We start from the raw sequence: 25,190 nt of genomic DNA on the forward strand, positions 1-25,190 counted from the left end.
TGATCGAGCCAGATTGAGTTTTTCTCAATCTAAGAGATACGCGCGTCTTAAGCCAGCGATCCTTTGACGGCTTTCAAAAATCCCGCCAGATCCTCGGTCACAAAATCAACATGCGGGTAGGGATCTGCTTCCAGATCCAGGTTTTCCTGCAAGACTTCACGAGATCCTCTCGGAACAATCAGCGTAGTGCGCATGCCGAGATGGTGCGGAACAGAGAGATTCTTGGCGAGGTCCTCGAACATGGCAGCGCGTGCCGGAGCAACGCCTGTCCGTGACAGGAACATCTCATATGTCTCGCGGTTGGGCTTTGGGATCAGCTCTGCGGATACGATATCGAAAATGTCTTCAAAATGGTTCGAAATGCCGAGTGCTTCCGCAGTGCGTTCGGCATGTGGACGATCACCGTTCGTGAAGATGAATTTTTTGCCCGGCAATGCCTCGATCGCGGTGCCCAAATCGGGATCGGGCGCGAGGTTCGAATAGTCGATGTCATGGACGAAGGCGAGGTAGTCGTCCGGGTCGATGTTGTGGGTGGTCATCAGCCCGCGCAACGTGGTGCCGTATTCATGGTACAGCGCCTTCTGGTGCACCATGGCTTCGTCCCGCCCAAGATCCAGAATTTTCTGCACATACTTGGAGATCTGGTCATTGATCTGCGGAAAGAGGTCTGACTCATGCGGATACAGTGTGTTGTCGAGATCGAAGACCCACGCTTCAACGCCTTGGAATACGCGCAGGTCTTGCCGGTGCGCATGCCGGCCTTCGGTCGGAAGAGAGGAGTTGTCGGTCACGGGCGTATCAGCGTCCCGGCGCCGCCATCGGTGAAGAGCTCCAAAAGAACTGCATGTGGAACCTTGCCATTCAGGATTACCACGCCTTCGACACCGCGTTCCAGCGCGTCTATGCAAGTCTCAACCTTTGGGATCATGCCGCCGGAGATGGTCCCGTCCGCCATTAGTTCACGTGCCTTGGCAACGGTCAGCTGTTTGATCAGTTGACCATCCTTGTCGAGGACACCCGGCACGTCGGTCAGGAACAACAAGCGTTCGGCATTCAGGGAACCGGCAATCGCACCGGCGCAGGTGTCCGCGTTGATGTTGTAAGTTTCGCCGTCATCTCCCGGAGCAACCGGTGCAACAACAGGAATGATGTCTTCCTTGAGCACGAGTTTGAGGACCGTTGGATCAACTTCTGCCGGTTCTCCGACAAACCCGAGATCCAGAACGCTCTCAATATTGCTGTTCGGATCGACCACAGTGCGCTTCAGCTTGCGCGCCTGGATCAGATTACCGTCCTTGCCGCACAGACCGACCGCACGGCCGCCCTCGGCGTTGATCAGCTGCACGATCTCCTTGTTGATCGCACCGGCAAGGACCATCTCGACAACCTCAACCGTTGCCTTGTCCGTGACCCGCAGTCCGCCCTTGAACTCACTGACGATGTTCAGCCGTTCGAGCATCTTGCCGATTTGCGGACCACCGCCGTGAACCACCACAGGATTGACACCGCTTTGGCGCAACAAGGTTATGTCCCGGGCAAATGCCTGACCGAGATCCGTGTCGCCCATGGCATGCCCGCCATACTTCACGACAACAGTCTTGTCGTCATAGCGCTGCATGTAAGGCAGAGCTTGAGAGATAATGTGCGCGCGGCTCGAAGTCTCAGGTGCGGTCATAAAGAAACGATACTCTTCAGTTTATTCGGCAGAAGTCCATGAAAGCGAAAGAGCTTTGCTATACCGGGTTTGGCGAGATCTCACAATCAATGATGCCCCGGAGGTCTATTGAGTGGCGAGGTTACAAAGTTCTGCCCGGAGCTCATCTACTCCCCGGTTTTTCTCCGAGGACGTTGCGATAATCTCAGGATGGGCTGCCACCCGTTTTGCCAGTGCAGCCTTGGTTTCATCGACCAGGCGCACCAGGGCAGGTGGCTTGATTTTGTCGGCCTTGGTCAACACGACCTGGTAGACAACCGCAGCTTTATCAAGCAGCTCCATCGCCTCAAGATCGTTCTTCTTGATCCCGTGACGGCTGTCAATCAACAGGATTACGCGCCGAAGGTTCGGGCGGCCGCGAAGATAGGAGAACACGAGATTTGTCCAGGCCTCGACCAGTTCCTTCGGGGCCTGTGCATATCCGTAGCCGGGCATGTCGACGATCGTGAGCGGTGTCTCCGGCGCGACAAAGAAGTTCAGCATCTGTGTCCGGCCCGGGGTGGACGACGTCCGGGCAAGCCCTTTTCGCCCAGTTAGCGCATTGATCAGGCTGGATTTGCCGACATTTGACCGTCCAGCAAAGGCGATTTCGGTGCCGGCGGCAGGCGGCAAATTTGCCATATCGGTCACGCTGGTCAGAAAATCCCATGGCCGGGCAAACATCAGCCGCCCGGCTTCCAGATCTTCCTCGGTATAGGTTTCATTGTCACTCATGAGTTGCCTTCTAACCTGCCTGTGCAGTTGCGTCGAGCATGTTCGCAGGTTCCAGGGCTGCAGTTTCCAACGCTTCGATATCCGATGCTCTGATTGCCGAAAGGTTCCGGGAGATTTTCTCTACCGGCCAATCCCACCATGCAATATCCAGGAGACGGTCGATCGTTCGCTCGTCAAAGCGCATCTTGATGACCCGGGCCGGATTGCCGACAGCGATCGCAAAAGGAGGGATGTCCGACGCAACGACAGCATGTGCACCGATGATTGCGCCAGAGCAAATGGTTACACCCGGCATGACAACGGAGTTGGTGCCAAACCAGACGTCATGCTGCACAAGCGTGTCCCCGCGCAAATGATCAAAGATCGTCGCTGGATTGAAGCCTTCTTCCCAACCGTTGCCGAAGATATTGAACGGGTAGGTCGAAAAGCCGGTCAAGGCGTGGTTTGCGCCATTCATGATGAAGATTGTGCCGGAGGCGAGTGCACAAAACCGCCCGATCTTGAGTTTGTCGCCGACGAAGTCGAAGTGATAACGCACGTTGTGGTTTTCAAACTCCGCCGCGTGTTTGTCGTCGTGATAATAGGTGTAGTCGCCGACCTCGATGTTGGGTCGGGTAATGACATTCTTAAGAAAAACCGTGTGCGGCTCACCGTTGAATGGGTGCGTGTTATAAGGGGCTGGGCCGTGCATGGGACCTCCAAAACAAAGAAACAAGGGAAGTTGGGCGCGTCATTGACAACGCGGTCGACCAACCGGTCAGCGGCTTCGCCTTGCGGAACTGGTCTTTGTCTTAGTGGTTCATTGACTGGACACTCCTGACACTTAAAAGGCCCCGCCGGTTGGCGAGGCCCTTGGTCTATATCTTTATTTTCCGGGTTTGTCAGCTCTTGTCGTCTGCTGCCGGTTTCTTTCGTTTGAACATGGAGCCAAGATTGTCCCAAAGCTCTACCTTGACGCCCTGGCGGCTCATAATCACCCACTGCTGCGCAATCGAGAGCGAGTTGTTCCACGCCCAGTAGATGACAAGGCCTGCCGGGAACGATGCCAGCATGAAGGTGAAGACCACAGGCATCCATGTGAAGATCATCTGCTGCGTCGGATCTGGCGGAGCCGGGTTCATCTTCATTTGGACAAACATCGTGATGCCCATGATCAGCGGCCAGACCCCAAGCATCAAAAGCTGCGGCGGATCCCACGGAATCAAACCGAACAGATTGAACAAGGATGTCGGATCCGGGGCACTGAGATCCTGGATCCAGCCGAAGAACGGCGCGTGGCGCATCTCGATGGTGACGAAGAGCACCTTGTAGAGTGCAAAGAATACCGGGATCTGGATCAGGATCGGCAAACAGCCGGCCAGCGGGTTGATCTTTTCCTTCTTGTACAGCTCCATCAGCGCTTGCTGCTGCTTCTGTCGGTCATCCGCATACTTTTCGCGGATCTCCGTCATCTGAGGCTGCACCAGTTTCATCTTACTCATGCTGACATAGGATTTGTTTGCCAGCGGGAAGAAGAACAGTTTGATGATGACGGTGACGAGGAGGATCGCGACGCCAAAGTTTCCGAAGTAATGGAACAGGAAATCGATGGCGTAGAACATCGGCTTGGTCAGGAAGTAGAACCAACCCCAGTCGATCAGCAGCTCAAAGCGCTCGATGCTGAGGGACGCCTCATAAGCGTCGAGGAGATTGGTCTCTTTGGCCCCGGCAAAAAGGTACGAGCTGGTTTCACCGACACCACCGGCAGGGACGACAACCGCATTGCCGAGATAATCGGCCTGAAAGTTACCGCTCTGCGCGCCGTAGCTGAAGCCGGGTTGGAATTCCTGGCCAGGTGTCGGGATGAGGGTCGCAGCCCAGTATTTATCGGTGATGCCAAGCCATCCGCGATCGACTGCTGCCGGGCGTACCGGACCATCTTCTTCCAAATCGGAATAGTCGACTTCCACGAGGCCTTCTTCGCCAAAGACGCCAAGCAGACCTTCGTGAAGGATCCAGATACCGGTCGTTTCAGGGATGCCTTTGCGCGCGATCAAGCCATATGGGTAAAGCGTAACCGCATCGCCAGAGTTGTTTGTCACCGATTGTGTGACGTCGAACATGTAGTTCTCGTCCACTGAGAACGTGCGGTTAAACACAAGGCCTTCACCATTGTCCCAGGACAGGGTCAAAGGTGTAGATGGCGTGAGGTTCGACGAACCGTTGACGGACCAAACAGTATCCGGTCCCGGCAGGGTAATGTTGGCACCTGCATCAGCAACCCAGCCATAATCGCTGTAGTACGGGTTCGGACTACCGGTTGGGGAGAACAGCACGATGGTCGGGCTGCTCCGGTCGACAGTCTCGTGGTAGTCCTTGAGCCGCAAGTCATCGAGTCGGCCGCCTGTCAGGTTGATGGATCCTTCCAGACGCGGTGTGTCGATGACCACACGTTGTGTCGCAGAAATAGCTTGGTCGCGTGAGGCAAAACCCTGCAGGCCCGTAGCAGATGGTGCGACAGTCGCGCCTGAGCCGGCAACAGATGGGGTTGGTGCGTCAGGGTTTACCCCACCTGGAGTAGCCTGTTGAGCAGTCTCTGCTTCCTGTTGGGCCTGAAGTGCCGCCTGTTGGCGCTCCAATTGCGGACCGGCATAAAAATACTGCCACGCCAGCAGAACGATCAGGGACAGAACGATTGCGAGAATCGTATTGCGGTTTTCAGAAATCAACTGGATTTACCCCTGTTACCTGTACGGTGATGCATCTGTTTCTGCCGGTTGCCCTTGCGTGGCTTGCCGCGCCCACGCGGTGTCGCCGGATCCAGCACCTGGTGTAGCCCAGACTTAAGGTCTGCAACCAGATTTGGGAAGGGAAGAGTCAGCGCAGAATCACGCGCTACCAGCACAAAATCTGCATTTTTGGGAATTTCGGCTGGTGAAAGCTCAGCAACTGCTGCACGCAAGCGCCGCTTGATACGGCTTCGGACAACGGAATTGCCGGTTTTTTTTGTGACTGTGTAGCCAATCCGCGGCGCAGCCTCGGAGCTGTGTTGCAAGCCCTGAACAACAAAAGCGCGCCGACCTACACGGCCGCCTTTGGCAACCGCAAGGAAATCGGAGCGCTTTTTGAGTATGTTCATGGCTGCGGATTGGCTGTTGGCATGCGCCGCCAATCCGGCGCTGCAAGCAGTTGCCGCTTAGGCGCTGAGGCTCTTACGGCCCTTCGCACGACGGCGAGCAAGCACCTGACGGCCGCTTTTGGTGGCCATACGTGCGCGGAAGCCGTGGCGACGCTTGCGGACAAGACGGCTCGGTTGATACGTACGCTTCATTGTTCTTCCCCGCGCGGCTTAAGCGCGGCCCTTGTTCATTTAAATTCTTTGGAGGAAGCACTCGAAGCGCTCAGCCAGCGCAGCTCCTAAAAAGCCTTGGGTCCGAATGCATGTCCCGATCGAGCGCGCTTATAAGCGTCATGGTGTTTGGAGTCAACTTGTGTCGCCGAGATTCTCGCTTTCTCAGGCAATCACACACAGGTGACCGAAAACACTGCCAGCCTCACTTATCAGTGAAACCAACTTCTTTTTACCCCGTTTAAGGTACACCTGACTTAAGACATCGGCACACATACCGATCAAAAGCGGCGGAAATAGGGATAATGGAGTGATTGGCCAATGCGCGGCAATGAGGCGGAGGCAATGAACGCATCCGACGAAAACGATAAAAAAGAGGATTCGGTGGCCGGACGCTCGTTGACAGCGCTTGCGAAAAAGTGGGCTCCACTTGTTGTCTTGTTGTCCCTTATGGCACTCGCGTTTTCACAAGGCCTGCACAAACATCTCACGCTTTCGACGCTGATCATGGAGCGGCAGCAGCTTATCACCTTCGTTGATGCCAATCTTGCAGTGGCCGTCCTGAGCTATATCGCTCTTTATGCCGCTACTGTCGCCCTGTCGTTCCCGGGTGCCTCGCTTTTCACGATCGCTGGCGGCTTTCTGTTCGGCTGGGTGATCGGCGGCCTGGCAACTGTTTTTGGCGCGACATTGGGCGCAACAGCAGTGTTCCTGATTGCTCGTTCCTCAATCGGGGATGTGCTGACGAAACGGGCAGGTCCCTTCCTGACCCGGTTGTCCGAAGGGTTCCGGGAAGACGCCTTCAACTATCTCCTTTTCCTCCGCCTGACGCCGATTTTTCCGTTCTGGCTGGTGAACATTGCACCTGCTGTTTTTCAGATGCCTTTACCGTCCTATGCGCTTGCCACATTTGTCGGCATCATTCCCGGGACATTCGCTTTTGCTTTCATCGGGTCCGGTCTCGACAGCGTTATTGCGGCCCAGGAAGCGGCAAATCCAGGCTGTGCGTCTGCGGGCACTTGCTCGGTCGAAATCTCGGCACTTGTCACACCGCAGTTGATCGCAGCGTTTTTTGCCCTTGGTATTGCAAGCCTTATCCCCGTCGTCTTGAAGCGTTTGCGTTCCAGCAAATAACAGAAATCCTGCCCTTACCGAACCAACATGACAGGAGCCGTGCATGGCGAAACTGCTGACCCCAGACATTTGCGTGATTGGTGCAGGATCGGGTGGCCTGTCGGTCGCCGCCGCTGCCGCCGCATTCGGCGTGGATGTGGTTCTGATCGAAAAGGGTAAGATGGGCGGAGATTGCCTGAATTACGGGTGCGTTCCATCAAAGGCTCTTCTGGCGGCAGGCAAAGCGGCAAAACATGCGCAGGGAGGCGCGGCGTTTGGCATTCACGCCACTGCAGCTGATATCAGCTTTTCTGAAGCAAATGATCACGTCCGAAACGTAATTGCGGCAATCGAGCCGCATGATTCTCAAGAGCGCTTTGAAGGTCTTGGTGTCACCGTGTTGCGGGAGCATGGGCAATTCACCAGCCCGGAGTGTGTTTTAGCCGGTGACCACGAGATCAAGGCGCGGCGCTTTGTCATCGCGGCTGGGTCTTCCGCTCTCGTTCCTCCGATCCCCGGGTTGGATGAAGTGCCGTATCTGATCAATGAAACCCTGTTTGATCTACGAGATACACCGGAGCACCTCGGCATTATTGGTGGTGGCCCGATTGGCTTGGAAATGGCACAGGCGCATCGCCGTCTTGGGGCGAAGGTGACGGTGTTTGAAGCTCAGACGGCGCTCGGTAAAGACGATCCGGAATTGGCGGGAATCGTTCTGCAGGCCTTAAAGGACGAGGGGATCGAAATTCTCCAGAAAACAGCCGTCGAGAGGGTTGAAAAAACGGGTGACGGGATCACCGTGACAGCGCGGAACGAAGCCGGAGATACTGTTACTCAAACGGTCAGTCATTTGCTGGTTGCGACGGGCCGTGCACCCAATGTGGACAGCTTGGGGCTGGAGGCGGCGGGCGTCGATTTCTCAAAAAAAGGTATCACGGTCGACAAGGGTCTTCGGACTTCCAACCGCAAAATTTATGCAATCGGCGATATCGCCGGAGGACTCCAATTTACCCATGTTGCCGGGTATCAGGCCGGGCTGGTGATCCGTTCCATTTTGTTCCGGCTGCCGGTTTCCATGGACAACGATCAGGTGCCTTGGGTGACATACACATCGCCGGAACTGGGGCATGTCGGCCTCAGCGAAGCCGTGGCACGCGATCGGTTCGGCGAAAAGGTCAACGTTTTGACGGCAGACTATTCAGGCAACGACCGAGCTCAGGCTGAGGGGGCAACAACAGGGCGCCTGAAATTGATTGCGGGCCCCGGCGGTAGGCTTCTCGGCGCGCAGATTGTGGGGGCGCAGGCTGGTGAAATCATCAACCTGTTGTCACTGGCGTTGTCGAAGAAACTGAAGATGAAAGACCTCGCAGGCTTCATTGCTCCATACCCAACATTAGGCGAGCTGGTGCGCCGTGCTGCAATTTCATACTATGCTGACATGCCGAAAAGTGGTTGGTTACGTTTTGGAATCGGTATCTTGCGCAAGTTTGGATAAGATGTATTGGGCTGAATGGGCTCTTGCCGTGATCGTTGGACGGAGCTGTCATGAAGCATGAGGGCACCCCACAGGGGACTGCAACACCCGATGCAAGCGGATTGGGGCCGGATGGACGTCCGGAGCTTGATCCGGGGTTCGGCCGGCATCGTTTTGGCGGCCTGTCGAGCAAACTTCTTCTTTTGACCATTATGTTCGTCATGATTGCGGAGGTGCTCATTTATGTGCCCTCCATCGCGAATTTCAGAAACACGTGGTTGATGGACCGGCTGACAACGGCAGGTGTTGCCGCATCGGTCCTTGCTGAAACCAACACGCTTGCGCCGCGATTGCAGGAAGAGCTTCTGAGAACAACTGGCGCTGTGGCCATCGCGCTGGATCAAGGCGCGCAGCGCCGGTTGATCGCGATGAGCAATGTGCCGACGCAGGTCGATTTCGTGGTGGACATGGCGGAAGTCACGCCGTTGACCTCGATCCTCGGAAGCTTTGCAATTCTGACCTACCGCGGGGACGGTGTAATGCGGGCTGTCGCAGCAGGTCAGATGGGCCATACCGAACGTGTTGACGTTGTCTTTCCGGTTGCGCTTCTTCAACAGGACATGCTGGCGTTTTCTGGCCGGATTCTGGCGCTGTCTCTGGTGATCTCCGGGATAACCGCCGCGTTGGTGTATATCACTCTGCGCGCGATTTTCATCCGCCCGTTGCGCCGGCTGACTCGCTCCATGGAACAGTTTGCCGAAAACCCGGAAGATGGATCCCGAATTATAAAAGTGTCCGGGCGTCGCGATGAGCTTGGCGATGCGGAAGTCCGTCTGGCAGCAATGGAAGAGGCGCTCTCGCGCGCCTTGCACCAAAAGCAGCGTTTGGCCGATCTTGGATTGGCCGTTTCCAAGATCAACCACGATTTGCGCAATCTGCTGGCATCCGCGCAGCTTTTTTTGGAGCGGCTGGAACATGTGCCTGACCCCACGGTCAACAGGTTGGCACCAAAGATCCTGGCAACACTCGATCGGGCGGTCGGGTACACGCAGGCGGTCATGGCCTATGGCAAGGCCCAGGAACGCGCCCCGCAAAGGAGACTCATCGCACTCCGCCGGGTGGGGGAGGATGTTGCTGATGTCCTGGGGCTCGTCGACCATGACACCATTCAGTTCGAAAACCGGATTGGCGAAACACTTGAGGTCGATGCGGATCCCGAACAGATCTTTCGTGTCCTTTTGAATCTGACCCGCAATGCGGTGCAGGCGCTTGAAGCGGAACGGGACGGGACGCTGGTTCGGCGCATCAGTCTTTCAGCTGAGCGACGGGCGAATTGTGTTCATATTGAAGTCCACGACACGGGTCCGGGTATTCCAGAAAAGACGCAGAAAGGCCTCTTCAAGGCGTTTCACAGCGGCGCGAAAGCAGGCGGTGTCGGCCTGGGACTTGCTATCGTTGCCGAGCTGCTCAGGGCTCATGGCGGCGCAATCGAACTGGACTGTGATCAGCCTGGAACGTGTTTCAAGATACAATTGCCTGACAGGGCAGCTTGAGCGCGGCCAAACTGTTCGACAACCGGCATGAGCCAACACAAAGCGCAGCGTTCAAGCAGTACTTGTGCAGAGTTGGAGCCCGGTTTCCCGGAAAACAGCGGGCGAAGAGACAACTTGGCGGGACTTTCAAAAAAAGTTCAAAAAGTCGCTTGCATCCCCCGCCAGTCCGCAGTAGATAAGCGCCCTGTCCGGGGCACACAGCGCCCCGCAGACCGAACAGCCATCAAGCAGATCGCCTTATGATCTTACAGGGTTCGTTCTTAAGCACCGGTAGCTCAGCTGGATAGAGCACCAGACTACGAATCTGGGGGTCGGGGGTTCGAATCCTCCCCGGTGCGCCATATCTCCAACTAAATTGTTAAAGACGATCATATATCGGCAAGTCTCGACCCTACGCATATCTTGGCCGTTGCATGTGGGGCTGTCTCAAACAGAGCTTGCCGGAACCGCGCTTTCTACGATGCACAGTCCCGGCAAATGTGTTCATCAACACTCAGGCCCAGCTTGAGCTATGCGTTGATAGTTTCCAGCACACGATCCGGCGTGAACGGCATGTGCCGCAAGCGTCGGCCGGTTGCCCGGTGGAAGGCGTTGGCGATCGCGGCCGACACCATTGGCGTGCCGACTTCTCCCACCCCAACCGGCGGGGCATCAACCTCGGCCATATAGATCTCAATCGGCGGGATCTGGTTGGCCCGGGCAATTTCGTAATCCCAATAGTTGTTCTGCACGACCTCGCCATTTTCGATGTCGATTTTTTCGCGCAGCGCCATTGAGATGCCGAATATGATGCCGCCTTCGATCTGGTTATGCGCGTTGTCCGGAGAGACAATGAGACCCGCGTCGACCGCAACCCAGAAGTGTTTCACGGCAATATCGCCCGTGGATTGATCCACTTCGATCTCGGCGACACCCGCGGCCATCGAAGAGCTGTAGCCGGCAAAGGACAGGCCGAGGGCACGGCCATCCTGATTGGACCAGTTCGACATCTCGGCGACTTTTTCCAGAAGATGGCGGCCCCGCGCATTGTCAGTCACAAGATCCATCCGGAAGTCGAGTGGATCGCGGCCCGCTTGTTCTGCGAGTTCATCCATGAAGGCTTCGGCGGCAAAGCTCGTGTAGGCTGCCCCGATCCCCCGGTAAGGTGCCAGACGCGCCTGCCGCCGCGTGATGATGTGATCGGCCCGGAAATCCTTGATCCCGTAGAACTTGCTCTCCGCACCGCGCATGGAGATCACATCATTTGGCTTGACCGCATCCCAGCGCACCGGGTTGAAAAACCCGATCACCGTTGGCGTTGCCACCTTGTGATGCCAGCCATCGAGTTTACCGTCAGCTGTCAGGCCTGCCTCAATCCTTTGGGCCGCCGCGGGACGGAATGTGCCGTTCTTCACATCGTCTTCCCGGGTCCAGATGACTTTCACCGGACGTCCAACCGCCTTTGAGCTGAGCACAGCGTCGCGCACATAGTCTTGCGCGAAGGCAGTCCGCCGGCCGAAGCTGCCGCCCATGGTCATCATGTTGAGCCGCACCTTGTCTTGCTCGATGCCCAGGACGTCCATCACCGTCCGGGTTGTCCAGGACTGGGTTTGGGTCCCGGCCCAGACTTCGGCGCCCTGACCGTCCGCATCGACACTCGCAACGGCCGCCATCGGCTCGATCTGCGCATGATAGGCATAGTCGGAGAGATACAGCTGCCCATAGGTCTGGTTTGCAGCTGCAATGGCCGCTGGCGCATTCCCCTTTTCAGCCCATACAGCCTGCTCGGCCTCGGGATCTTCTGCAGCTTCGGCATAGAGCCGGAGCGTTTCCTCGCTGTTGAACGCACGGGCTGGTGCATCCTCGCTCCAGGTCACCTCAAGCAGGGACCGTGCGCCCAAGGCGCTCCACAAGCTCTCTGCGACGACCGACACGCCATCCGGCAGCGCGACGACATCCAGAACCCCCGGAACGGTACGCGCTTGCGTGTCGTTGATGGTCAAGGGACGCTCGCCCTCAACCGGGGCCCGTAAGACCGTGGCATATGCCATGCCCGGCAGATCCACATCGATGGCAAAGACCGCCTTGCCGGTGGACTTTGCCACCACGTCTCGGCGCGGCACATCGTGCCCGATGATCCGGAACTGAGATCGATCCTTGAGCGTAACCGCATCGGCTTCTGGGACAGAGGTGCCGTCCGCACCGCGGGCGGCCAGCTCGCCATAGCCGAGACGGGTGCCATCCGGCGCCATGACGGCGCTTGGCTCCGTGCGCAGTTCTTCTTTTGAAACGCCGAGCTCACGCGCGGCGATCTGCAGAAGAACATCGCGAGCTTGGGCACCGGCGCGGCGCATCGGGTCATAATAGGCCTGCACGCCCGTGCTGCCGGCCGTATAAAGCACATTGCCGAACAGGGGGTTGCCGAACCGGCGATCATCGGCATTCAGCTGCTCGATAACAACATCATCCCAATTGGCATCCAGTTCCTCTGCCAGGATTTGCGGCAGGGTCGAATAGCTGCTTTGGCCCATTTCCGTCGACGGAAAAACGATTGAAATCGTGCCATCGGGCCGGATTGTCAGCCAATGATTGACATCCAGGGGCGTTCCTGTGGAGGTGGCCGCACGCACCGCTGAAACACCGCCGAGGCCGATGGCAAAGGATAAGCCTGCGGCCATTTGCACGAAGCCGCGGCGGGATATGTTCAGAGCTTCTGTCGCCTTGGTCATGATCAAGCCTCCTTCGAAGCACGTTCAACAGCTTTGAAGATGCGGTTGTAGGTGCCGCACCGGCACAGGTTCGCGCTCATCGTGTCGACGATTTCCTCACGGCTTGGCTGCGGGTTTTCCGCAAGCAGGGCGGCCGCTCGCATGATCTGGCCGGACTGGCAGTAGCCGCACTGGGGAACCTGCTCTTCGACCCAGGCCTTCTGGAGGGGATGCGATCCATCTTCGGACAGACCCTCGATCGTGGTGACCTCAGCCCCCTCAACATCGGCAAGCGACATTTGACAAGAGAACATGGCTTCTCCGTCGACGTGGACAGTACAGGCACCGCACATCGCTGCGCCGCAGCCGTATTTGGTCCCTTTCAGATTTGCCGTATCGCGCAGGATCAGTAGCAGCATTTCTTCAGGCGGATTGGTGTACTCAACGGGACGACCGTTCAGGATAAACTTTGTCATTCCAAAATCTCCTAGATTGGCTGCGGTGTTGCGGCCTGGGGCACGACAAAATGCCGGACCACGGGACCGCTTTCGCGGATATCGAAATTGCGCACGCTTTGCTGCAAGTCAGCATCATGACGCGTTACGCGGGCGTGTTGTTCCAGGTGCTCGGCCCAACTCGGCAGATGGAAGCTTTCGATCCAAATCTCCGGGTCCTCCACGCTCTGGTGTAGATCCCATCGCGTGGCTCCATTGCGCAGGCGTTCTTTCGCAAAGTTTTGAAGGGCGGCTGTAAAACCGGCGCGATCCGCTTCGGCGATCCGGTATTCAACCGTGACCATGGCAGGCTGATCCACCGAACTGCCGGGATCCAAGGCTGGAGCCTGCGGCCAGACGTTGGCGGAAGACAGGTCCAGGGATTCTGCCTGTCCGACCTCCACCTTGCGCGTCAGGATCATTCCGGCAATCAACCCTGTCGCCGCGATAAGCAACGTGATTGGCACCGAAGTCGCAGTTGCAATCTGTCCCCACAGGATGGACCCCAAGGCCATGGATCCGAAGAACCCCATCAGGAAGACGGCGAGACCACGGGCACGGACCCAGTCGGGCAATGCCAATTGGGCAGACACGTTGAACGAGGTGAGTACGGCAATCCAGCTAAGGCCACCAAGGAAGGCCGCAGCCATCAGGGCGAAGGATTCTGCCGACAATGCGAGTACTGCAAGGGCAGCCGCTGTACCGAGCGTGCCGAGCTGGACTGTCTGATTCGATGTCAGTTTGCCCGTCAGACGCGGCAGAACCAGCGCGCCGGTGACAGCTCCTGCACCGATCAAGGCCATAAGCATTCCGTAGAGCTCTGATCCCCCGTCAGCCACACCCCGAGCAATGAGCGGCAACAGGGACCAATACGCCGATGCGAACACAAAGAAGGCAACCGCACGGACCAGAGTTGCGAGCATCGGGCCGTTGTACCGAACGTGACGCAAGCCAGTCGCCATTTCGGATATTATAGATCCGTGATGGGTTCGTTTGGGTGCCGCTTCGGGCCGCCAGAAAACAAGGGCCGCGATGATCACCAGATGTGTGGCCGCATTCAGTGCGAAAGGTGCCGCCAGACCAACCCCGGCGATCAGGATACCGGCCAGCGCCGGCCCGATGGCCCGGCTGATGTTGATGCCCATGGAGTTAAGTGCGATCGCTGGCTTGAGTGTCTCGCGCGGGATGAGTTGCGGTACAACAGCCTGCCAGGCCGGTGCCATAAAGGCCGCGCCGGTGCCGATCACAAAGGTGAACACAATCAACAAAACAGGCGTCATCTGCTCTTGCCACACAAGCAAGGCAAGCACGGAAACTACTCCGAAAAGCCCGAGGTTGATCGTGATCAGCATACGCCGTTTGTCCAGCCGGTCTGCCAAGGCACCTGCCAGCAAAGCAAACAGAAAAAACGGCAGCGTCGTCGCCGCTTGCACAAGCGTGACAACTGCAGGGCTGGAATTCAGCGTTGTCATCAACCAGCCTGCCCCGACATCGTGCATCCAGGTGCCGATGTTGGAGATCAAGGTGGCGACCCAGAGCAACGCAAAAGCACGATACCCAAATGGTGACCATGCAGATACGGCCGGTTTGACATCAGTGAGTGTTGACATGGCAAGCGGCCTGTTCCTGTTAAACGCTTGAGAATTTTGGTTTTCTAGATGCTCGCAATCGGGTTACTGCGTTGCCGATCCGCTTCTGATCACCTCTGACAAAACACGTACCCGCATACCCGGGCGCAGGACCCCCGCACTGTTTTCCAGAGTGGCCCAAACGCGTATTGTCCCAGTATCAGGATCCACCCAGACGGCTGTCGCGGTGGGAGTAAGCCCGCGGGCTAGAAGTTCCCCATCAGTCGTCATGACTTGCAAACGGACAGTTTGAAGAAATTCATCCGCGGTCGAAGCCCCGGTTTCCTTCATTTGGCGCAAGCGGATTTCGTATGGAACTTCGTAAACAATCCGAACCGGGTCTAAATTCACGATTTGAAAGATCGGCGGGTCTCCAGAGCTGAACTCCAACAACGCGCCCACCCGAACTCTTGGATCTTCAACGAAGCCGGCTATTGGCGCTCGGATCACGGTATCGTCGAGCGCCGTACGAGCAAGTGAAAGCTCCGCGCTTTCAGCGCGTTGAGCCGCTTCGGCCAACACGAGATCCGTCTTCGCTTCCGTAAGTGCAACATCTGATGCAGTTCCGGATGTCGTAAGGCGTTGTATTCTCGCCAACCTACCGTGGGCCTGCTCAGACAGCGCATTCGCCCGCGCAAGCCTGGCTTCTGACACAGCAACCTTCAGCCTCGGCACATCTTGCTGCAGTCGGGCAAGTACCGTTCCTGCATCCACAAAATCCCCTTGCGATACTAGTACTTCGGCAACGATCCCTTCGACGCGGCTGTAGACGTCCGCTTGATGAACAGCCTCGACCTGACCATCGAACTCGAGCGTTTCAGCATCCGCAGACACCATAAAGCCAATGGTGCAGAGCCCTGCCAGTAACAGAGCTCGAGCCTTTCCCATTCTATGCATCCGAAAAACAGCCATGATTTTTCGCTCTCCCACACCGAAAGCCTATTCCGCAGCGACAAGCGACGACCCGCTTAACCGGCCTTTGGACGCCCCAGGCGCACCGAAGACGGGGACGGGTGACCAGTCGGGCAGTTCGGGAAGCGGCGCCGGAGCGTGTTCGGCAAACGGGCCTTTGGCGTGGACGATCTTCCCGCCCGAGAAGGTCAGATCAGCTTCGATTTCAATGATCTCGTCCTCCGGGATCGCGAAATAGTCACGATCCAGAACAGCAATATCGGCAAACTGACCAGCCTTGATCTGGCCTTTCTTGCCCTGCTCACGGCTGAACCATGCACCGGCCGCAGTCCAGTGCTGAAGCGCATCCTGCCGCGACAAGCGGTTTTGGGCTTGCCAGATAACATCGCCGCCACGGCCCTTTCCGGACACGGCCCAGTGGATCGCGAGCCAGGGATTATAAGACGACACCCGCGTCGCGTCGGTGCCTGCCGCAAGCGGCGTCCCGGAGGCCATCATCTTCTTGACCGGCATGACATCATTCAGTGCAGCTTCACCATAGCGGTCGCGATAAGCCGTCGCCTGGAACGCGATGCGGTTCTGATAGGAAATCCCGCCGCCCAGACGCGCCACCCACTCCATGGTGCTTTCGGAAATGGTCTCACCGTGATCGAAAATCCAGTTGAGCTCCTCAAGACCTTTGTCGCGACCAACCTCTTCCAAAACTGTCAGCAGGCGATGTGCACTCTCTTCGTAAGTGCAGTGGAAGCGGATTGGCCACCCGTTCTCCAGAAGGAATTCCAGTACCGGCCGCAGATCCGCCTCCATGCGCTTCGGCAATTCGGGGCGCGGGTAGGAAAAGTCTTCGAAATCGTAGGCCGATGCCACGAGCATTTCGCCCGCACCGACACATTTCAGGTAATCGTCCCCCTGGTCGGGTTTGACGATGTCGTTCCAGCGCTTGAAATCGTCCAGCTCAAACAAAGGCCGCTGCGCAAACAACTGATACCCAATGCGCACGGTCTGCTCGCCGCGTTTGTTCAACTCCGAAATGACGCCATAGTCATCCGGGTAATTCAAAAAGCCGCCGGCACAGTCGAGTGCCGAGGTCAGGCCAAGCCCGTTCAGTGCGCGAAAATAGTGCTTGGTCGACGTGATCTGCTGCTCAAAATCGAGCTTTGGCGCCATGTCGAGCAGAGCGTAGAGTGGCTGCGCGTTCGGGCGCGCCATAGCAAGGCCCGTGGGATTGCCCTGATCGTCCCGCTCCAACCGGCCGGAGACAAACGGCTCATAAAAATGCTTGTCGATGCCGAGCGCCCGCAGCGCCGCCTTATTGAGCCAGGCCCGGTCATAAAGGTGCAGGACGTAGACAGGCACTTCCGGTGCAACCGCATTGATTTCGTCAATGGTCGGAAGGCGCTTTTCCGTAAACTGATCGGCCGACCATCCGCCGACCACCCGGATCCATTGGCCTGCAGGTGTACGTTGCGCCTGGGCTTTGAGCATCGCCAGACCATCGGCCAGAGACGGCACGTGGTCCCAGCGCAACTCCATCGCAAAGTTGTTGCCCTGACGGATGATGTGGGTGTGGCTGTCGATCAGTCCTGGAATGACCCGCTGACCACTCAGATCGATTGTTTTCGTTCCGGCGCTCTTGAGCCGCAGGATATCGGCATCGCTGCCGACTTCATGGATCAATCCATCCTTGAGAGCGATGGCCGTTGCCTCCGGTTGGTCCGGGTCCATCGTCGTGATCTTGCCGTTAAAGAGGATCGTGTCGGCCATCACCGCGCCTTTCGAAAGTCGTCATTAGAGGAGACCGTCCCGGCACCGACCGGGACGGTGAAGGTTTTGTTGGCTTATTCGGCCGCAATCTGTGCAACCGCTGGAACAGGCGATTGCGTCTCGCCGGTGTGCGATGTGCGGGATGGCGCCTTGTGGACCATGGTGTAGGCGTAATCGACGCCCATACCGTAGGCACCGGAATGCTCTTGGACGGTTGCGATGACAGCGTCGTAGGTGTCACGACGGGCCCAGTCACGTTGCCATTCCAGAAGCACTTGCTGCCACGTCACCGGGATAACGCCAGCCTGCACCATGCGGTCCATGGCATACTTGTGAGCGTCTTCACTGGTACCACCCGACGCGTCGGCGACCATGTAGATTTCGTAGTCGGTGTCAGCCATGCAGCTCAACGAGAAGGTGAGATTGCAGACCTCGGTCCAAAGACCGGAGACGACGATCTTCTTGCGGCCTTTGGCAGCGTTTTCAGCCAGAGCGTCCCGCACTTTCTGGTCGTCCCAGGAATTCATCGATGTGCGCTCGAGCAAGGGGGCGTCCGGGAACACATCAAGCATCTCGGGATACGTGTGACCGGAAAAGGAGTCCGTTTCGACGGTGGTGATGATGGTCGGCACATTGAAAATCTTTGCCGACTTTGCGAGAGCGACAGTGTTGTTTTTCAAAACCTGTCGGTCAATCGATTGCACACCAAATGCCATCTGCGGCTGGTGGTCGATGAAGATCAACTGGCTGTTTTCCGGGGTTAGAACCTGAAGCTTAGACATGGAAACACTCCGTTAGTTTGGTCAGGATTGGCTTTGGCGTTTGTCGTCGCTGGAAGCGTCGCGATCCGCGACGGAAAAGCTTTTCGTGTGCAGGCACTTCGAAAGCACATCGTTGTGGCCGCGTACCCACTGGACGGTGGCCTCGCCTGCCAGCATGCCCAGCAGGCCAAGCAGGGCGATGATGGGTGGGGCAGGCGAGCGCACGGCAATCAGGCCGTAGATCACGCCGATTCCGATGCCCGCGGCCAGTGACAAGACATAAGGTTGCCAGGTCATTCGCATTGTTCTCCTGAAGCGGGCAGCTGAAAGCTGGAAGCCCTGTTTTTCACGTAATTGTACGTACTCATCTGGGGCATAAGTGGAGCGCTATCTTTTCTGGACAAAGCAGAAGATCTGGGCTTACAGTTTAGTTTAACTAACTCATGAGAGCTGCCACCATGCCGCTGAGCCGTTTGCCTTCCCTGTCCAGTCTGCGCGCCTTTGAGGCCGCGGCCCGCAGGGGATCTTTCAAGGCCGCGGCTGCCGAACTTCATGTGACGGCCGGAGCAGTTAGTCAGCAAATCAAAGGACTTGAGGCGGACCTTGGTGTGATCCTGTTCACCCGCAAGATCAGGGCGGTTCATCTCACGCCCCATGGCCAAGCGCTGCAACCCGTCTTGAGCGACGCTTTTCTGGCAATACGCCAAGCGGTCGACGCAATCCGTCCAGGCAAGACGCCCCCGCGCCTGCGCATCAATTCCAGCGGACCGATCATCGGCAAGTGGCTGTTGCCCCGACTGCATCGGTTCACCGAGCTCAGACCCGATATTTTTGTGAACATCGAGACTGAAGGCGGTGTGAACGCGATGACCGAGGACGGGCCGGACATCGTCATCCGCTATGCCCATGCGGCGCCTAGCGATCTTTACAGTATCAAGCTGCACACCGAACTTCTGATTCCGGTTGCCAGCCCGCAACTTCTCGCAGCGCGCGGCATTCGAAGCCCGGACGATCTGCACAAAGCGCCCATTTTGCATGTTGCTAATCCGATGCGGATGCGCCAGCGACCGGCCTGGGCACGCTGGTCCGACGTTGCAGGCCTTGCCGACCAATCGACCCGGCAAGACTCGGTGATGTTCGAACCTCTTGCGGCCGACCAAGTGGTCGATGCCGCGGCCTCTGGTGTCGGTATCGCGCTGGCCCAATCCCTGCTTGCCCACGGCGCGCTGTCGGATGGACGGCTGACCTGTCCCTTCGGACCGGTCATCCCCTCGGGATTGTCGTATTATCTGTGCTGCCGGCCTGGCCGGGAAACCGTCCCAGACATCGCCGCCTTTTTCGATTGGGCAATGCACGAAGCCGCCGTTTTGACAACGCTGAACGCCCTGCATTCTGGATCTTGACCGCATCAGTCTGCAAAGCCTCTCACCAGTGCTGCCAGTTCACTGTCACGCAACTCATGTCCGCCGTCATGAACATCAGTCTCGACATCGGCGCCTGCGCGTCGCAGGTCTTCGATCAGGTGCGCGCTTTTTGGCCAAGGCGTGATCGGGTCGTTCCGGCCTGCAGTCAACACGACCTTGCGCCCCGATAAATCAAGGGCTTGCGGCAAATCCCAGGTGACCAGCGGGTGCAGAAGGCCCACACGGTCAAACAAGTTCGGCTGCTCCAGAAAGACAGCCGCCAAAATGTTGGCACCGTTGGAGTATCCGAACCCATAGGCTGGACTGTCCGGGAAAACGGCACGATGAGCCGATATGAAATCAGCCATCTTCGCTGTCGCGCGACACAGGTCTTCCATGTCGTAAACGCCCTCGGCCGTGCGTTTGAAAAAACGTGTTGCGCCTCGTTCAGAGACGTCACCGCGTGGCGAGACAACGCCCGCTCCCGGTGCCAGCTGTCCAGCAAGCTGAAACAGCTGCCGCTCGTCACCACCTGTGCCGTGGAAGGCAAAAATCAGCGGACGGCCCGGCTCGGGTGCCTTGGTCAAGGTTTCATAGAGATTGGTCGACATTCTTCGTCTCCGGTCACTGATCAAGCGGCGGCAGCTGCGCCTCGATCTGCGCACGATGAGGTTCGTATCGTGTGGGCAATTTCAGTGCTTCACCGAGGTGAGCGGTGTCCTCGTCCCGGTCAAAACCAGGTTCATTTGTGGCCACTTCAAACAGGATGCCTCCCGGGGTGCGGAAGTAAATCGCCCAGAAGTAATCGCGATCGATCACCGGTGTGACCTGATAACCGGTGTCCATCAGCGCCTTGCGAACAGCCAGCTGTGCATCTCGGTCTTCCACGGCAAACGCAATGTGGTGAACAGAGCCTGCCCCCTGACGGGCTGGAGCAGCTTGTGGGGTTTCCTCCAGATCGATGGTCCGGGCGGCATTGCCGTTCTCGATCCGGTACCGCGTGACCGCGCCTTCGGTTTCATCCTTCTGGTAGCCCATGAAGCTCAGCAGCTCGCCAGTGGCCACTGCATCACGCAGACGGAACCGCGCGCCGTGAAAACCAAGAATGCCGACATCCTGTGCAACGCCGTCGGCAGTCCAAGGGACGCGCCCCTCATCCTCCGTTTCAACCAATGCGAAGCTGTCCCCGTCCGGCCCTGAAAACGTCAGCCGGTCTTCATCGAGAAAGCGTTCTTCCCGCAGATCGGAAACGCCATGAGACGCCAGCCGGTCCGTCCAGAAGCCTAGTGATCCGTGGGGTACTGCAAATTCTGTCACACCGACTTCACCAATGCCGCGGGTGCCGGTCGGCATCTGGCCAAACGGGAAGTAGGTCATTACCGAGCCCGGCGTCCCGGTCTCATCGCCGTAATACAAATGGTAGATGTCGGGGGCGTCGAAGTTCACGGTCTTCTTGACGCGGCGCAGTCCCAAAGCCTTTGTGAAGAAATCATTGTTCTTCTGGGCGTTCGCAGCCATCGACGTGATGTGGTGGAGCCCCTTGATGAGCTTGTCCATGCCAGTCTCGCAATTTTGTTTCCTGTGTCAGGATCCAAAATAGGAGGCGGACAACTTGATGAGAATGATAATGGATTTGCATTTACTATTACAGTTATGACAATAAAAACGCATGCAGGATCTCAAACCAATTCGTGTCTTTCTGGAAGTTGCAAGGCTTCAAAGCTTCGCAGCCGCCTCCAAAACACTTGGTATGACGCCCGCCTCAGTCACCCGGGTCATCGCGCGGCTTGAGCAAGATCTGGGTCACCAGCTTTTGGTGCGCACCACGCGCAAGGTGGCGCTGACATCTGTCGGCGCGACGGTGGCCGCCCGGTACCAGCCGGTGGTGGAGTCGTTTGATCGTATTCAGCGTGATCTGGAGCGGGAGATGCAACCGCATCGGGGCCGTTTATCAATAAACGCGCCAATGTCTTTCGGATTGCGCCTGCTCCCCGGCCTCTTGGACAGCTTTAAGCTGGCCTATCCGAACATCGATCTGACCGTGATGCTGACGGATACGCTGGTCGATGTTGTCGCGGAGGAATGCGATCTGGCAATCCGCTTGTCGGAACCGCCCCGGGACAAATCGACCATATGGCGGAAGATCTGCGAGGTGCCGAGATGCGCCGTCGCGTCCCCTGATTTCTTGGAACGCGTCGGCAGGCCCGAGACCCCAGAAGATTTGACACCTGACATGTGCCTATCCTACGGCGCTGGACAGGAACTGGAGACCTGGCGATTTCAAAAAGGCGGCCTGAAACGGACAACCCTCACAGGAGCAGGCATGCACTCCAACAACGGAGACTTTCTCTATTCCATGGCCCGCTCAGGCGCCGGTATTGCGGTTTTGCCGGAGTTTATTGTGGCGGACGGTCTGCGTTGTGGTGAGGTCGAGAGGGTGTTGCCCGACTGGTCTGTACCGTCTCTTTGGCTGTCGCTCTATTATCCGCCCTATGAAGCCTTGCCGCCACTGGTGGCGACCTTCACGGACTTTTTCGAAGCCTTCCTGGACGATCGTGACGGTTTTGATTTCAGTGGTGTTTAATCGGTGACATTTACCGCTGGCGCAGATGGCTGTGCTCGTGCGTTGGGCCCGAAATAGCATTTACCCACCCCATACAACAGCATCTTCATGTCTCTTGATCAGATGGCGTAAGTCCTTAAAGCCGCTCGCAATGTGCTTTGCGTATTTGTCGACCGCCGGAAGGTAGGGCGCATCGGCCGGACGCAAGATACCAAGTGCGCGATCGGGATGCGGGATCTTGAAGGGCAGCGCGGTCAAGGTGCGGTCTTTCCTGTACGCAAAGACCACGCTGTGCGGCAGAACGGTCAAGGCGTTTGTGCGTGTCATATAGTTGATCACGCTTGCAAGAGACCCGCCGGAATAGCGGATCTTGATTTCCGTTGCACCCAGCGACAACAGAATGGAATGCAAGTCCGCGTAAAGCGGGCTGCCTTCCGGCGGAGCCACCCAGGGGTACTCCAGCAGCTCGCGAGTAGTCGGCTTTCGCTTGTTCAAAAGCGGATGCAACACACTGCAGGCAACCACATTGCGTCCTGGCAGGATTTCTTCAAAAACCAGACCCGACCCTTCGCCCAGTATGTCGATCGGGCAAATGGCAAGATCTATGCGGTCGGCGTGGATCGCTTCCCGCAGGTCCCTCACATACCCATAGCTTTGGTCGACACGGATTTCGGGAAAGGAGTTCTGAAACTCGGCGGTCATGCTTGAAATCAACGCATCCATGAAAAAGGGGGTCCCGCCAACGCGAACACTTCCGGCCTTGCCCTCGCGGAAAAACTGCACCGTTTCCGAAGCCTTGCGCGAGGCCGCCAGCATCGCATTGCCCTGATCCGCCAAAGCCCGAGCCAAGGGCGTTGGCTGCAGCGGGCGTTGCCCTTTGAAGAAGAGCGGTTCGCCAAGGCGTTTTTCGAGCGTTGAAAGGGTTCTGGAGACCGCAGGCTGTGTCATCCCGAGGAGGTCCGCTCCGCCGGTGACGCTGCCCGTTTGAACCACTGCGGCCAACTGAATGAGATGCCGTTCATCTAGTTTCATAGCAATTTGTTATAAAGGAGAGCCCATAAATCATCAACCGTTCTGGTTCTCCCGATAAGCTTTCCTCTAGGTCAGTAAACGACCGGTGGGAGGAACCATGGCTGGCATGTCTGACATTGCCTTTTTCAAGGCAGATGCATCGGACCGTCTGTTTGCAGAGCGGATCAGCGGCGCCGCAGATGAGCGGCTCGCAGTTGCGTTGTGCAAAGTCGCCGAACATGTCCATGCCGTTATTCGTGAAACACGCCCATCCTTGAGCGACTGGCGCGCGGCCATAGAGTTCCTAACCGAAGTGGGTCATCTGTGTGATGAGCGACGCCAGGAGTGGGTCCTTGTGTCGGATTTGCTCGGAACGTCCACCCTTGTAGATGCGCTCAACTCGGACCGCCCGGAGCAAGCCACGCCAAACACCATGCGCGGGCCGTTCTATCGGTCAGATGTTCCGCTGATGCAGCATGGCGACAACATCAGCCTGGACGGAATTGGAAGTGCCGTCGCCGTAACGATCAGCATTCTAGATCTCAACGGAACACCGATTCCGGACGCGCGCCTGGAAACCTGGCAGGCCAATGCTCAAGGGTTTTATGAAAACCAGCAGCCGGATCTGCAGCCTGAACACAATCTGCGCGGTCACTTCCTGTCCGGCGACGATGGTAAGGTTTCTTATCTCACGATCCGGCCGTCCGGCTACGATGTGCCAAAGGACGGTCCGCTCGGCGATCTTCTTGAAAGGTTGGGAGCGCCGCTGTGCCGGCCCGCGCATATTTACTTTCAAGTGTCCGCGGATGGCTACGAAACGTTGACCACGCAAATCTTCGACGGGGACGACTCCAATCTTGGTACCGATCCCCTCTTCAGCGTCAAACCTGGCCTGATCGGCTGCTTTAGACCCGATGCCACAGGCAAGGCCGCGTTGCGTCTCGATGTTGAATTTCGTCTCAATCCACTGCCGCAGGAGCAGCGTTCATGACCCGGGCCTTCACCTATCGGGGCAGCGCAGCCCACATCGTCTTTGGCGCAGGAAAACGAGGCGAAACAGGCGCCTGGATCGATCAACTCGGCTGCTCGAACGCTCTGGTTTTATCGACACCCAATCAGGAGAGCGATGCCACACGTTTGTCCGATCAACTGGGAAACTTGAGCGCAGGTGTCTTTGCGAAGGCCACCATGCACACCCCAGTCGACGTGACCGACGAGGCGATGGAGGCAGTCAAATCAGCCGGAGCCGACTGCGTGGTGTCGCTTGGCGGCGGATCCACGACCGGCCTTGGCAAGGCGATTGCGTACAGGACCGACTTGCCGCAAGTGGTGATCCCGACAACCTACGCCGGATCGGAAGTCACACCAATCCTTGGCCAGACCGAAGGCGGCCGGAAGACCACCGTCCGGGGGGACAGCATCCTGCCGGAAGTGGTGATCTATGACCCTGAGCTGACGATGGGCCTGCCGCTTGGCATGAGCCTGACAAGCGGCCTGAACGCCATGGCCCACGCAGCTGAAGCTCTTTATGCGCAAGACCGCAATCCGGTCTCCAGTCTGATGGCTGCCGAGGGGTTGGCCGCCTTCAGGCAGTCCTTGCCTGCACTCGTTGCCGACAGTTCGGATGCGGGTGCCCGCGCGGATGCGCTTTATGGCGCCTGGCTGTGCGGCACCGTGCTCGGCACTGTCGGCATGGCACTGCACCACAAGATTTGCCACACCCTCGGCGGCAGTTTTGATACCCCGCATGCCGAGACCCACGCGATCATGTTGCCGCACACCGTTGGTTTTAATGCCAGCGCGATGCCCGCCGAGCTTCAACCGGTTGCCGATCTGTTCGGCGCAACACCGGGGGCTGGTCTTTTTGATTTTTCAAAGGAAATCGGTGCCCCACAGGCGCTGAAGGACCTCGGCTTAACCGAGGCCGATCTGGACCGGGCATCTGATATCGCGACAGAGAACCCATACTGGAACCCGCGCCCCATCGACCGGGCATCCATTCGCCATCTGCTTCAGGATGCCTGGGAGGGATCCCGTCCGGCACTTTAACCCTGTTGTTCTGGGAGGAGAT

The 25,190-nt window shown here is 57.6% G+C and carries 24 protein-coding genes and 1 tRNA gene; 8 read left to right on the plus strand and 17 right to left on the minus strand.

The annotated features are described in order from the left end of the window. Positions 1-47: 47 nt before the first annotated feature. The 7 genes from RBB44_RS02395 to rpmH form a co-directional block, all read right to left on the minus strand. On the minus strand, positions 48-791 hold the full coding sequence (locus RBB44_RS02395) for a pyrimidine 5'-nucleotidase (protein WP_133948752.1): 744 nt from the start codon (positions 789-791) through the stop codon (positions 48-50). After that, positions 788-1,675 (minus strand): acetylglutamate kinase, encoded by an 888-nt coding sequence (gene argB, locus RBB44_RS02400; RefSeq protein ID WP_306148259.1) that lies wholly within the window; start codon positions 1,673-1,675, stop codon positions 788-790. The genes RBB44_RS02395 and argB overlap by 4 nt, the downstream gene beginning before the upstream one ends. Before the next feature lie 105 nt (positions 1,676-1,780). Next, on the minus strand, positions 1,781-2,428 hold the full coding sequence (gene yihA, locus RBB44_RS02405) for a ribosome biogenesis GTP-binding protein YihA/YsxC (protein WP_306148260.1): 648 nt from the start codon (positions 2,426-2,428) through the stop codon (positions 1,781-1,783). Between the two features lie 10 nt (positions 2,429-2,438). Next, positions 2,439-3,119 carry a CatB-related O-acetyltransferase gene (locus RBB44_RS02410; RefSeq protein WP_306148261.1) on the minus strand — a complete coding sequence of 227 codons (681 nt, stop codon included), beginning with the start codon at positions 3,117-3,119 and terminating at the stop codon, positions 2,439-2,441. A 190-nt stretch (positions 3,120-3,309) separates the two neighbouring features. After that, positions 3,310-5,136 (minus strand): membrane protein insertase YidC, encoded by a 1,827-nt coding sequence (yidC, locus tag RBB44_RS02415; protein WP_306148262.1) that lies wholly within the window; start codon positions 5,134-5,136, stop codon positions 3,310-3,312. Next, entirely contained in the window at positions 5,133-5,546 is a 414-nt protein-coding gene (rnpA, locus tag RBB44_RS02420) for a ribonuclease P protein component (RefSeq protein WP_306148263.1), read from the minus strand. The genes yidC and rnpA overlap by 4 nt, the downstream gene beginning before the upstream one ends. Before the next feature lie 57 nt (positions 5,547-5,603). Next, a complete protein-coding gene (gene rpmH / locus RBB44_RS02425) occupies positions 5,604-5,738 on the minus strand; it encodes a 50S ribosomal protein L34 (RefSeq protein ID WP_081450549.1) in 135 nt (44 codons plus the stop codon). A gap of 363 nt (positions 5,739-6,101) precedes the next feature. Between rpmH and RBB44_RS02430 the strand changes: the two genes are divergently transcribed. The 4 genes from RBB44_RS02430 (at position 6,102) to RBB44_RS02445 (ending at position 10,237) form a co-directional block, all read left to right on the plus strand. Then, a complete protein-coding gene (locus tag RBB44_RS02430) occupies positions 6,102-6,890 on the plus strand; it encodes a TVP38/TMEM64 family protein (RefSeq protein ID WP_306148264.1) in 789 nt (262 codons plus the stop codon). 43 nt (positions 6,891-6,933) lie between these two features. Continuing rightward, positions 6,934-8,364, plus strand: coding sequence for an NAD(P)/FAD-dependent oxidoreductase (locus RBB44_RS02435; RefSeq protein ID WP_306148265.1), 1,431 nt, complete (start codon positions 6,934-6,936; stop codon positions 8,362-8,364). 50 nt (positions 8,365-8,414) lie between these two features. Beyond that, positions 8,415-9,896, plus strand: a complete 1,482-nt coding sequence (locus RBB44_RS02440) for an ATP-binding protein (protein WP_306148266.1) — start codon at positions 8,415-8,417, stop codon at positions 9,894-9,896. Between the two features lie 264 nt (positions 9,897-10,160). Next, positions 10,161-10,237 (plus strand) — tRNA-Arg (locus RBB44_RS02445). A 168-nt stretch (positions 10,238-10,405) separates the two neighbouring features. On the opposite strand, the gene RBB44_RS02450 is transcribed toward RBB44_RS02445, so the two are convergent. The 7 genes from RBB44_RS02450 to RBB44_RS02480 form a co-directional block, all read right to left on the minus strand. Then, a complete protein-coding gene (locus RBB44_RS02450) occupies positions 10,406-12,604 on the minus strand; it encodes a molybdopterin cofactor-binding domain-containing protein (RefSeq protein ID WP_306148267.1) in 2,199 nt (732 codons plus the stop codon). Positions 12,605-12,606: 2 nt separating this feature from the next. Further along, a complete protein-coding gene (locus tag RBB44_RS02455) occupies positions 12,607-13,059 on the minus strand; it encodes a (2Fe-2S)-binding protein (RefSeq protein ID WP_306148268.1) in 453 nt (150 codons plus the stop codon). An 11-nt stretch (positions 13,060-13,070) separates the two neighbouring features. Then, positions 13,071-14,687 (minus strand): MFS transporter, encoded by a 1,617-nt coding sequence (locus tag RBB44_RS02460; protein WP_306148269.1) that lies wholly within the window; start codon positions 14,685-14,687, stop codon positions 13,071-13,073. 63 nt (positions 14,688-14,750) lie between these two features. Next, positions 14,751-15,593 (minus strand): efflux RND transporter periplasmic adaptor subunit, encoded by an 843-nt coding sequence (locus tag RBB44_RS02465; RefSeq protein WP_306148270.1) that lies wholly within the window; start codon positions 15,591-15,593, stop codon positions 14,751-14,753. 51 nt (positions 15,594-15,644) lie between these two features. Continuing rightward, positions 15,645-17,381: an amidohydrolase gene (locus tag RBB44_RS02470; RefSeq protein WP_306148271.1), complete on the minus strand. Its 1,737-nt coding sequence runs from the start codon at positions 17,379-17,381 to the stop codon at positions 15,645-15,647. Between the two features lie 74 nt (positions 17,382-17,455). Beyond that, positions 17,456-18,163 carry a hydrolase gene (locus RBB44_RS02475; protein WP_306148272.1) on the minus strand — a complete coding sequence of 236 codons (708 nt, stop codon included), beginning with the start codon at positions 18,161-18,163 and terminating at the stop codon, positions 17,456-17,458. Positions 18,164-18,184: 21 nt separating this feature from the next. Next, positions 18,185-18,439, minus strand: coding sequence for a DUF1427 family protein (locus RBB44_RS02480; protein ID WP_306148273.1), 255 nt, complete (start codon positions 18,437-18,439; stop codon positions 18,185-18,187). A gap of 161 nt (positions 18,440-18,600) precedes the next feature. Here RBB44_RS02480 and RBB44_RS02485 point away from each other — a divergent pair, with 161 nt between their 5' ends. Then, the gene (locus RBB44_RS02485; protein ID WP_306148274.1) at positions 18,601-19,545 is read left to right on the plus strand and encodes a LysR substrate-binding domain-containing protein; all 945 of its coding nucleotides are present in this window, start codon (positions 18,601-18,603) and stop codon (positions 19,543-19,545) included. Positions 19,546-19,550: 5 nt separating this feature from the next. On the opposite strand, the gene RBB44_RS02490 is transcribed toward RBB44_RS02485, so the two are convergent. Both RBB44_RS02490 and RBB44_RS02495 read right to left on the minus strand, forming a co-directional pair. Next, a complete protein-coding gene (locus RBB44_RS02490; RefSeq protein ID WP_306148276.1) occupies positions 19,551-20,156 on the minus strand; it encodes an alpha/beta hydrolase in 606 nt (201 codons plus the stop codon). A gap of 13 nt (positions 20,157-20,169) precedes the next feature. Next, on the minus strand, positions 20,170-21,102 hold the full coding sequence (locus RBB44_RS02495) for a ring-cleaving dioxygenase (protein ID WP_306148277.1): 933 nt from the start codon (positions 21,100-21,102) through the stop codon (positions 20,170-20,172). Positions 21,103-21,214: 112 nt separating this feature from the next. Between RBB44_RS02495 and RBB44_RS02500 the strand changes: the two genes are divergently transcribed. Further along, positions 21,215-22,129, plus strand: coding sequence for a LysR family transcriptional regulator (locus tag RBB44_RS02500; protein ID WP_306148278.1), 915 nt, complete (start codon positions 21,215-21,217; stop codon positions 22,127-22,129). Positions 22,130-22,189: 60 nt separating this feature from the next. On the opposite strand, the gene RBB44_RS02505 is transcribed toward RBB44_RS02500, so the two are convergent. Continuing rightward, positions 22,190-23,140, minus strand: a complete 951-nt coding sequence (locus tag RBB44_RS02505; RefSeq protein ID WP_306148279.1) for a LysR family transcriptional regulator — start codon at positions 23,138-23,140, stop codon at positions 22,190-22,192. A gap of 97 nt (positions 23,141-23,237) precedes the next feature. Here RBB44_RS02505 and RBB44_RS02510 point away from each other — a divergent pair, with 97 nt between their 5' ends. Together RBB44_RS02510 and RBB44_RS02515 are read left to right on the plus strand one after the other, a co-directional pair. Then, positions 23,238-24,110, plus strand: coding sequence for a dioxygenase (locus tag RBB44_RS02510; protein ID WP_306148280.1), 873 nt, complete (start codon positions 23,238-23,240; stop codon positions 24,108-24,110). After that, the gene (locus RBB44_RS02515) at positions 24,107-25,168 is read left to right on the plus strand and encodes a maleylacetate reductase (protein WP_306148281.1); all 1,062 of its coding nucleotides are present in this window, start codon (positions 24,107-24,109) and stop codon (positions 25,166-25,168) included. Before RBB44_RS02510 ends, RBB44_RS02515 begins: the two co-directional genes overlap by 4 nt. Positions 25,169-25,190: the final 22 nt, after the last annotated feature.

The sequence above is a fragment of the Roseibium sp. MMSF_3247 genome (assembly GCF_030733765.1).
Classification (GTDB): domain Bacteria; phylum Pseudomonadota; class Alphaproteobacteria; order Rhizobiales; family Stappiaceae; genus Roseibium.

Coding starts and splice junctions, on each gene's coding strand:
- argB (WP_306148259.1), bottom strand. CDS start 1,675: ATGACCGCACCTGAGACTTCGAGCCGCGCGCACATTATCTCTCAAGCT.
- yihA (WP_306148260.1), bottom strand. CDS start 2,428: ATGAGTGACAATGAAACCTATACCGAGGAAGATCTGGAAGCCGGGCGG.
- RBB44_RS02410 (WP_306148261.1), bottom strand. CDS start 3,119: ATGCACGGCCCAGCCCCTTATAACACGCACCCATTCAACGGTGAGCCG.
- rnpA (WP_306148263.1), bottom strand. CDS start 5,546: ATGAACATACTCAAAAAGCGCTCCGATTTCCTTGCGGTTGCCAAAGGC.
- rpmH (WP_081450549.1), bottom strand. CDS start 5,738: ATGAAGCGTACGTATCAACCGAGCCGTCTTGTCCGCAAGCGTCGCCAC.
- RBB44_RS02430 (WP_306148264.1), top strand. CDS start 6,102: ATGAACGCATCCGACGAAAACGATAAAAAAGAGGATTCGGTGGCCGGA.
- RBB44_RS02435 (WP_306148265.1), top strand. CDS start 6,934: ATGGCGAAACTGCTGACCCCAGACATTTGCGTGATTGGTGCAGGATCG.
- RBB44_RS02440 (WP_306148266.1), top strand. CDS start 8,415: ATGAAGCATGAGGGCACCCCACAGGGGACTGCAACACCCGATGCAAGC.
- RBB44_RS02450 (WP_306148267.1), bottom strand. CDS start 12,604: ATGACCAAGGCGACAGAAGCTCTGAACATATCCCGCCGCGGCTTCGTG.
- RBB44_RS02455 (WP_306148268.1), bottom strand. CDS start 13,059: ATGACAAAGTTTATCCTGAACGGTCGTCCCGTTGAGTACACCAATCCG.
- RBB44_RS02460 (WP_306148269.1), bottom strand. CDS start 14,687: ATGTCAACACTCACTGATGTCAAACCGGCCGTATCTGCATGGTCACCA.
- RBB44_RS02465 (WP_306148270.1), bottom strand. CDS start 15,593: ATGGGAAAGGCTCGAGCTCTGTTACTGGCAGGGCTCTGCACCATTGGC.
- RBB44_RS02470 (WP_306148271.1), bottom strand. CDS start 17,381: ATGGCCGACACGATCCTCTTTAACGGCAAGATCACGACGATGGACCCG.
- RBB44_RS02475 (WP_306148272.1), bottom strand. CDS start 18,163: ATGTCTAAGCTTCAGGTTCTAACCCCGGAAAACAGCCAGTTGATCTTC.
- RBB44_RS02480 (WP_306148273.1), bottom strand. CDS start 18,439: ATGACCTGGCAACCTTATGTCTTGTCACTGGCCGCGGGCATCGGAATC.
- RBB44_RS02485 (WP_306148274.1), top strand. CDS start 18,601: ATGCCGCTGAGCCGTTTGCCTTCCCTGTCCAGTCTGCGCGCCTTTGAG.
- RBB44_RS02490 (WP_306148276.1), bottom strand. CDS start 20,156: ATGTCGACCAATCTCTATGAAACCTTGACCAAGGCACCCGAGCCGGGC.
- RBB44_RS02495 (WP_306148277.1), bottom strand. CDS start 21,102: ATGGACAAGCTCATCAAGGGGCTCCACCACATCACGTCGATGGCTGCG.
- RBB44_RS02500 (WP_306148278.1), top strand. CDS start 21,215: ATGCAGGATCTCAAACCAATTCGTGTCTTTCTGGAAGTTGCAAGGCTT.
- RBB44_RS02505 (WP_306148279.1), bottom strand. CDS start 23,140: ATGAAACTAGATGAACGGCATCTCATTCAGTTGGCCGCAGTGGTTCAA.
- RBB44_RS02510 (WP_306148280.1), top strand. CDS start 23,238: ATGGCTGGCATGTCTGACATTGCCTTTTTCAAGGCAGATGCATCGGAC.
- RBB44_RS02515 (WP_306148281.1), top strand. CDS start 24,107: ATGACCCGGGCCTTCACCTATCGGGGCAGCGCAGCCCACATCGTCTTT.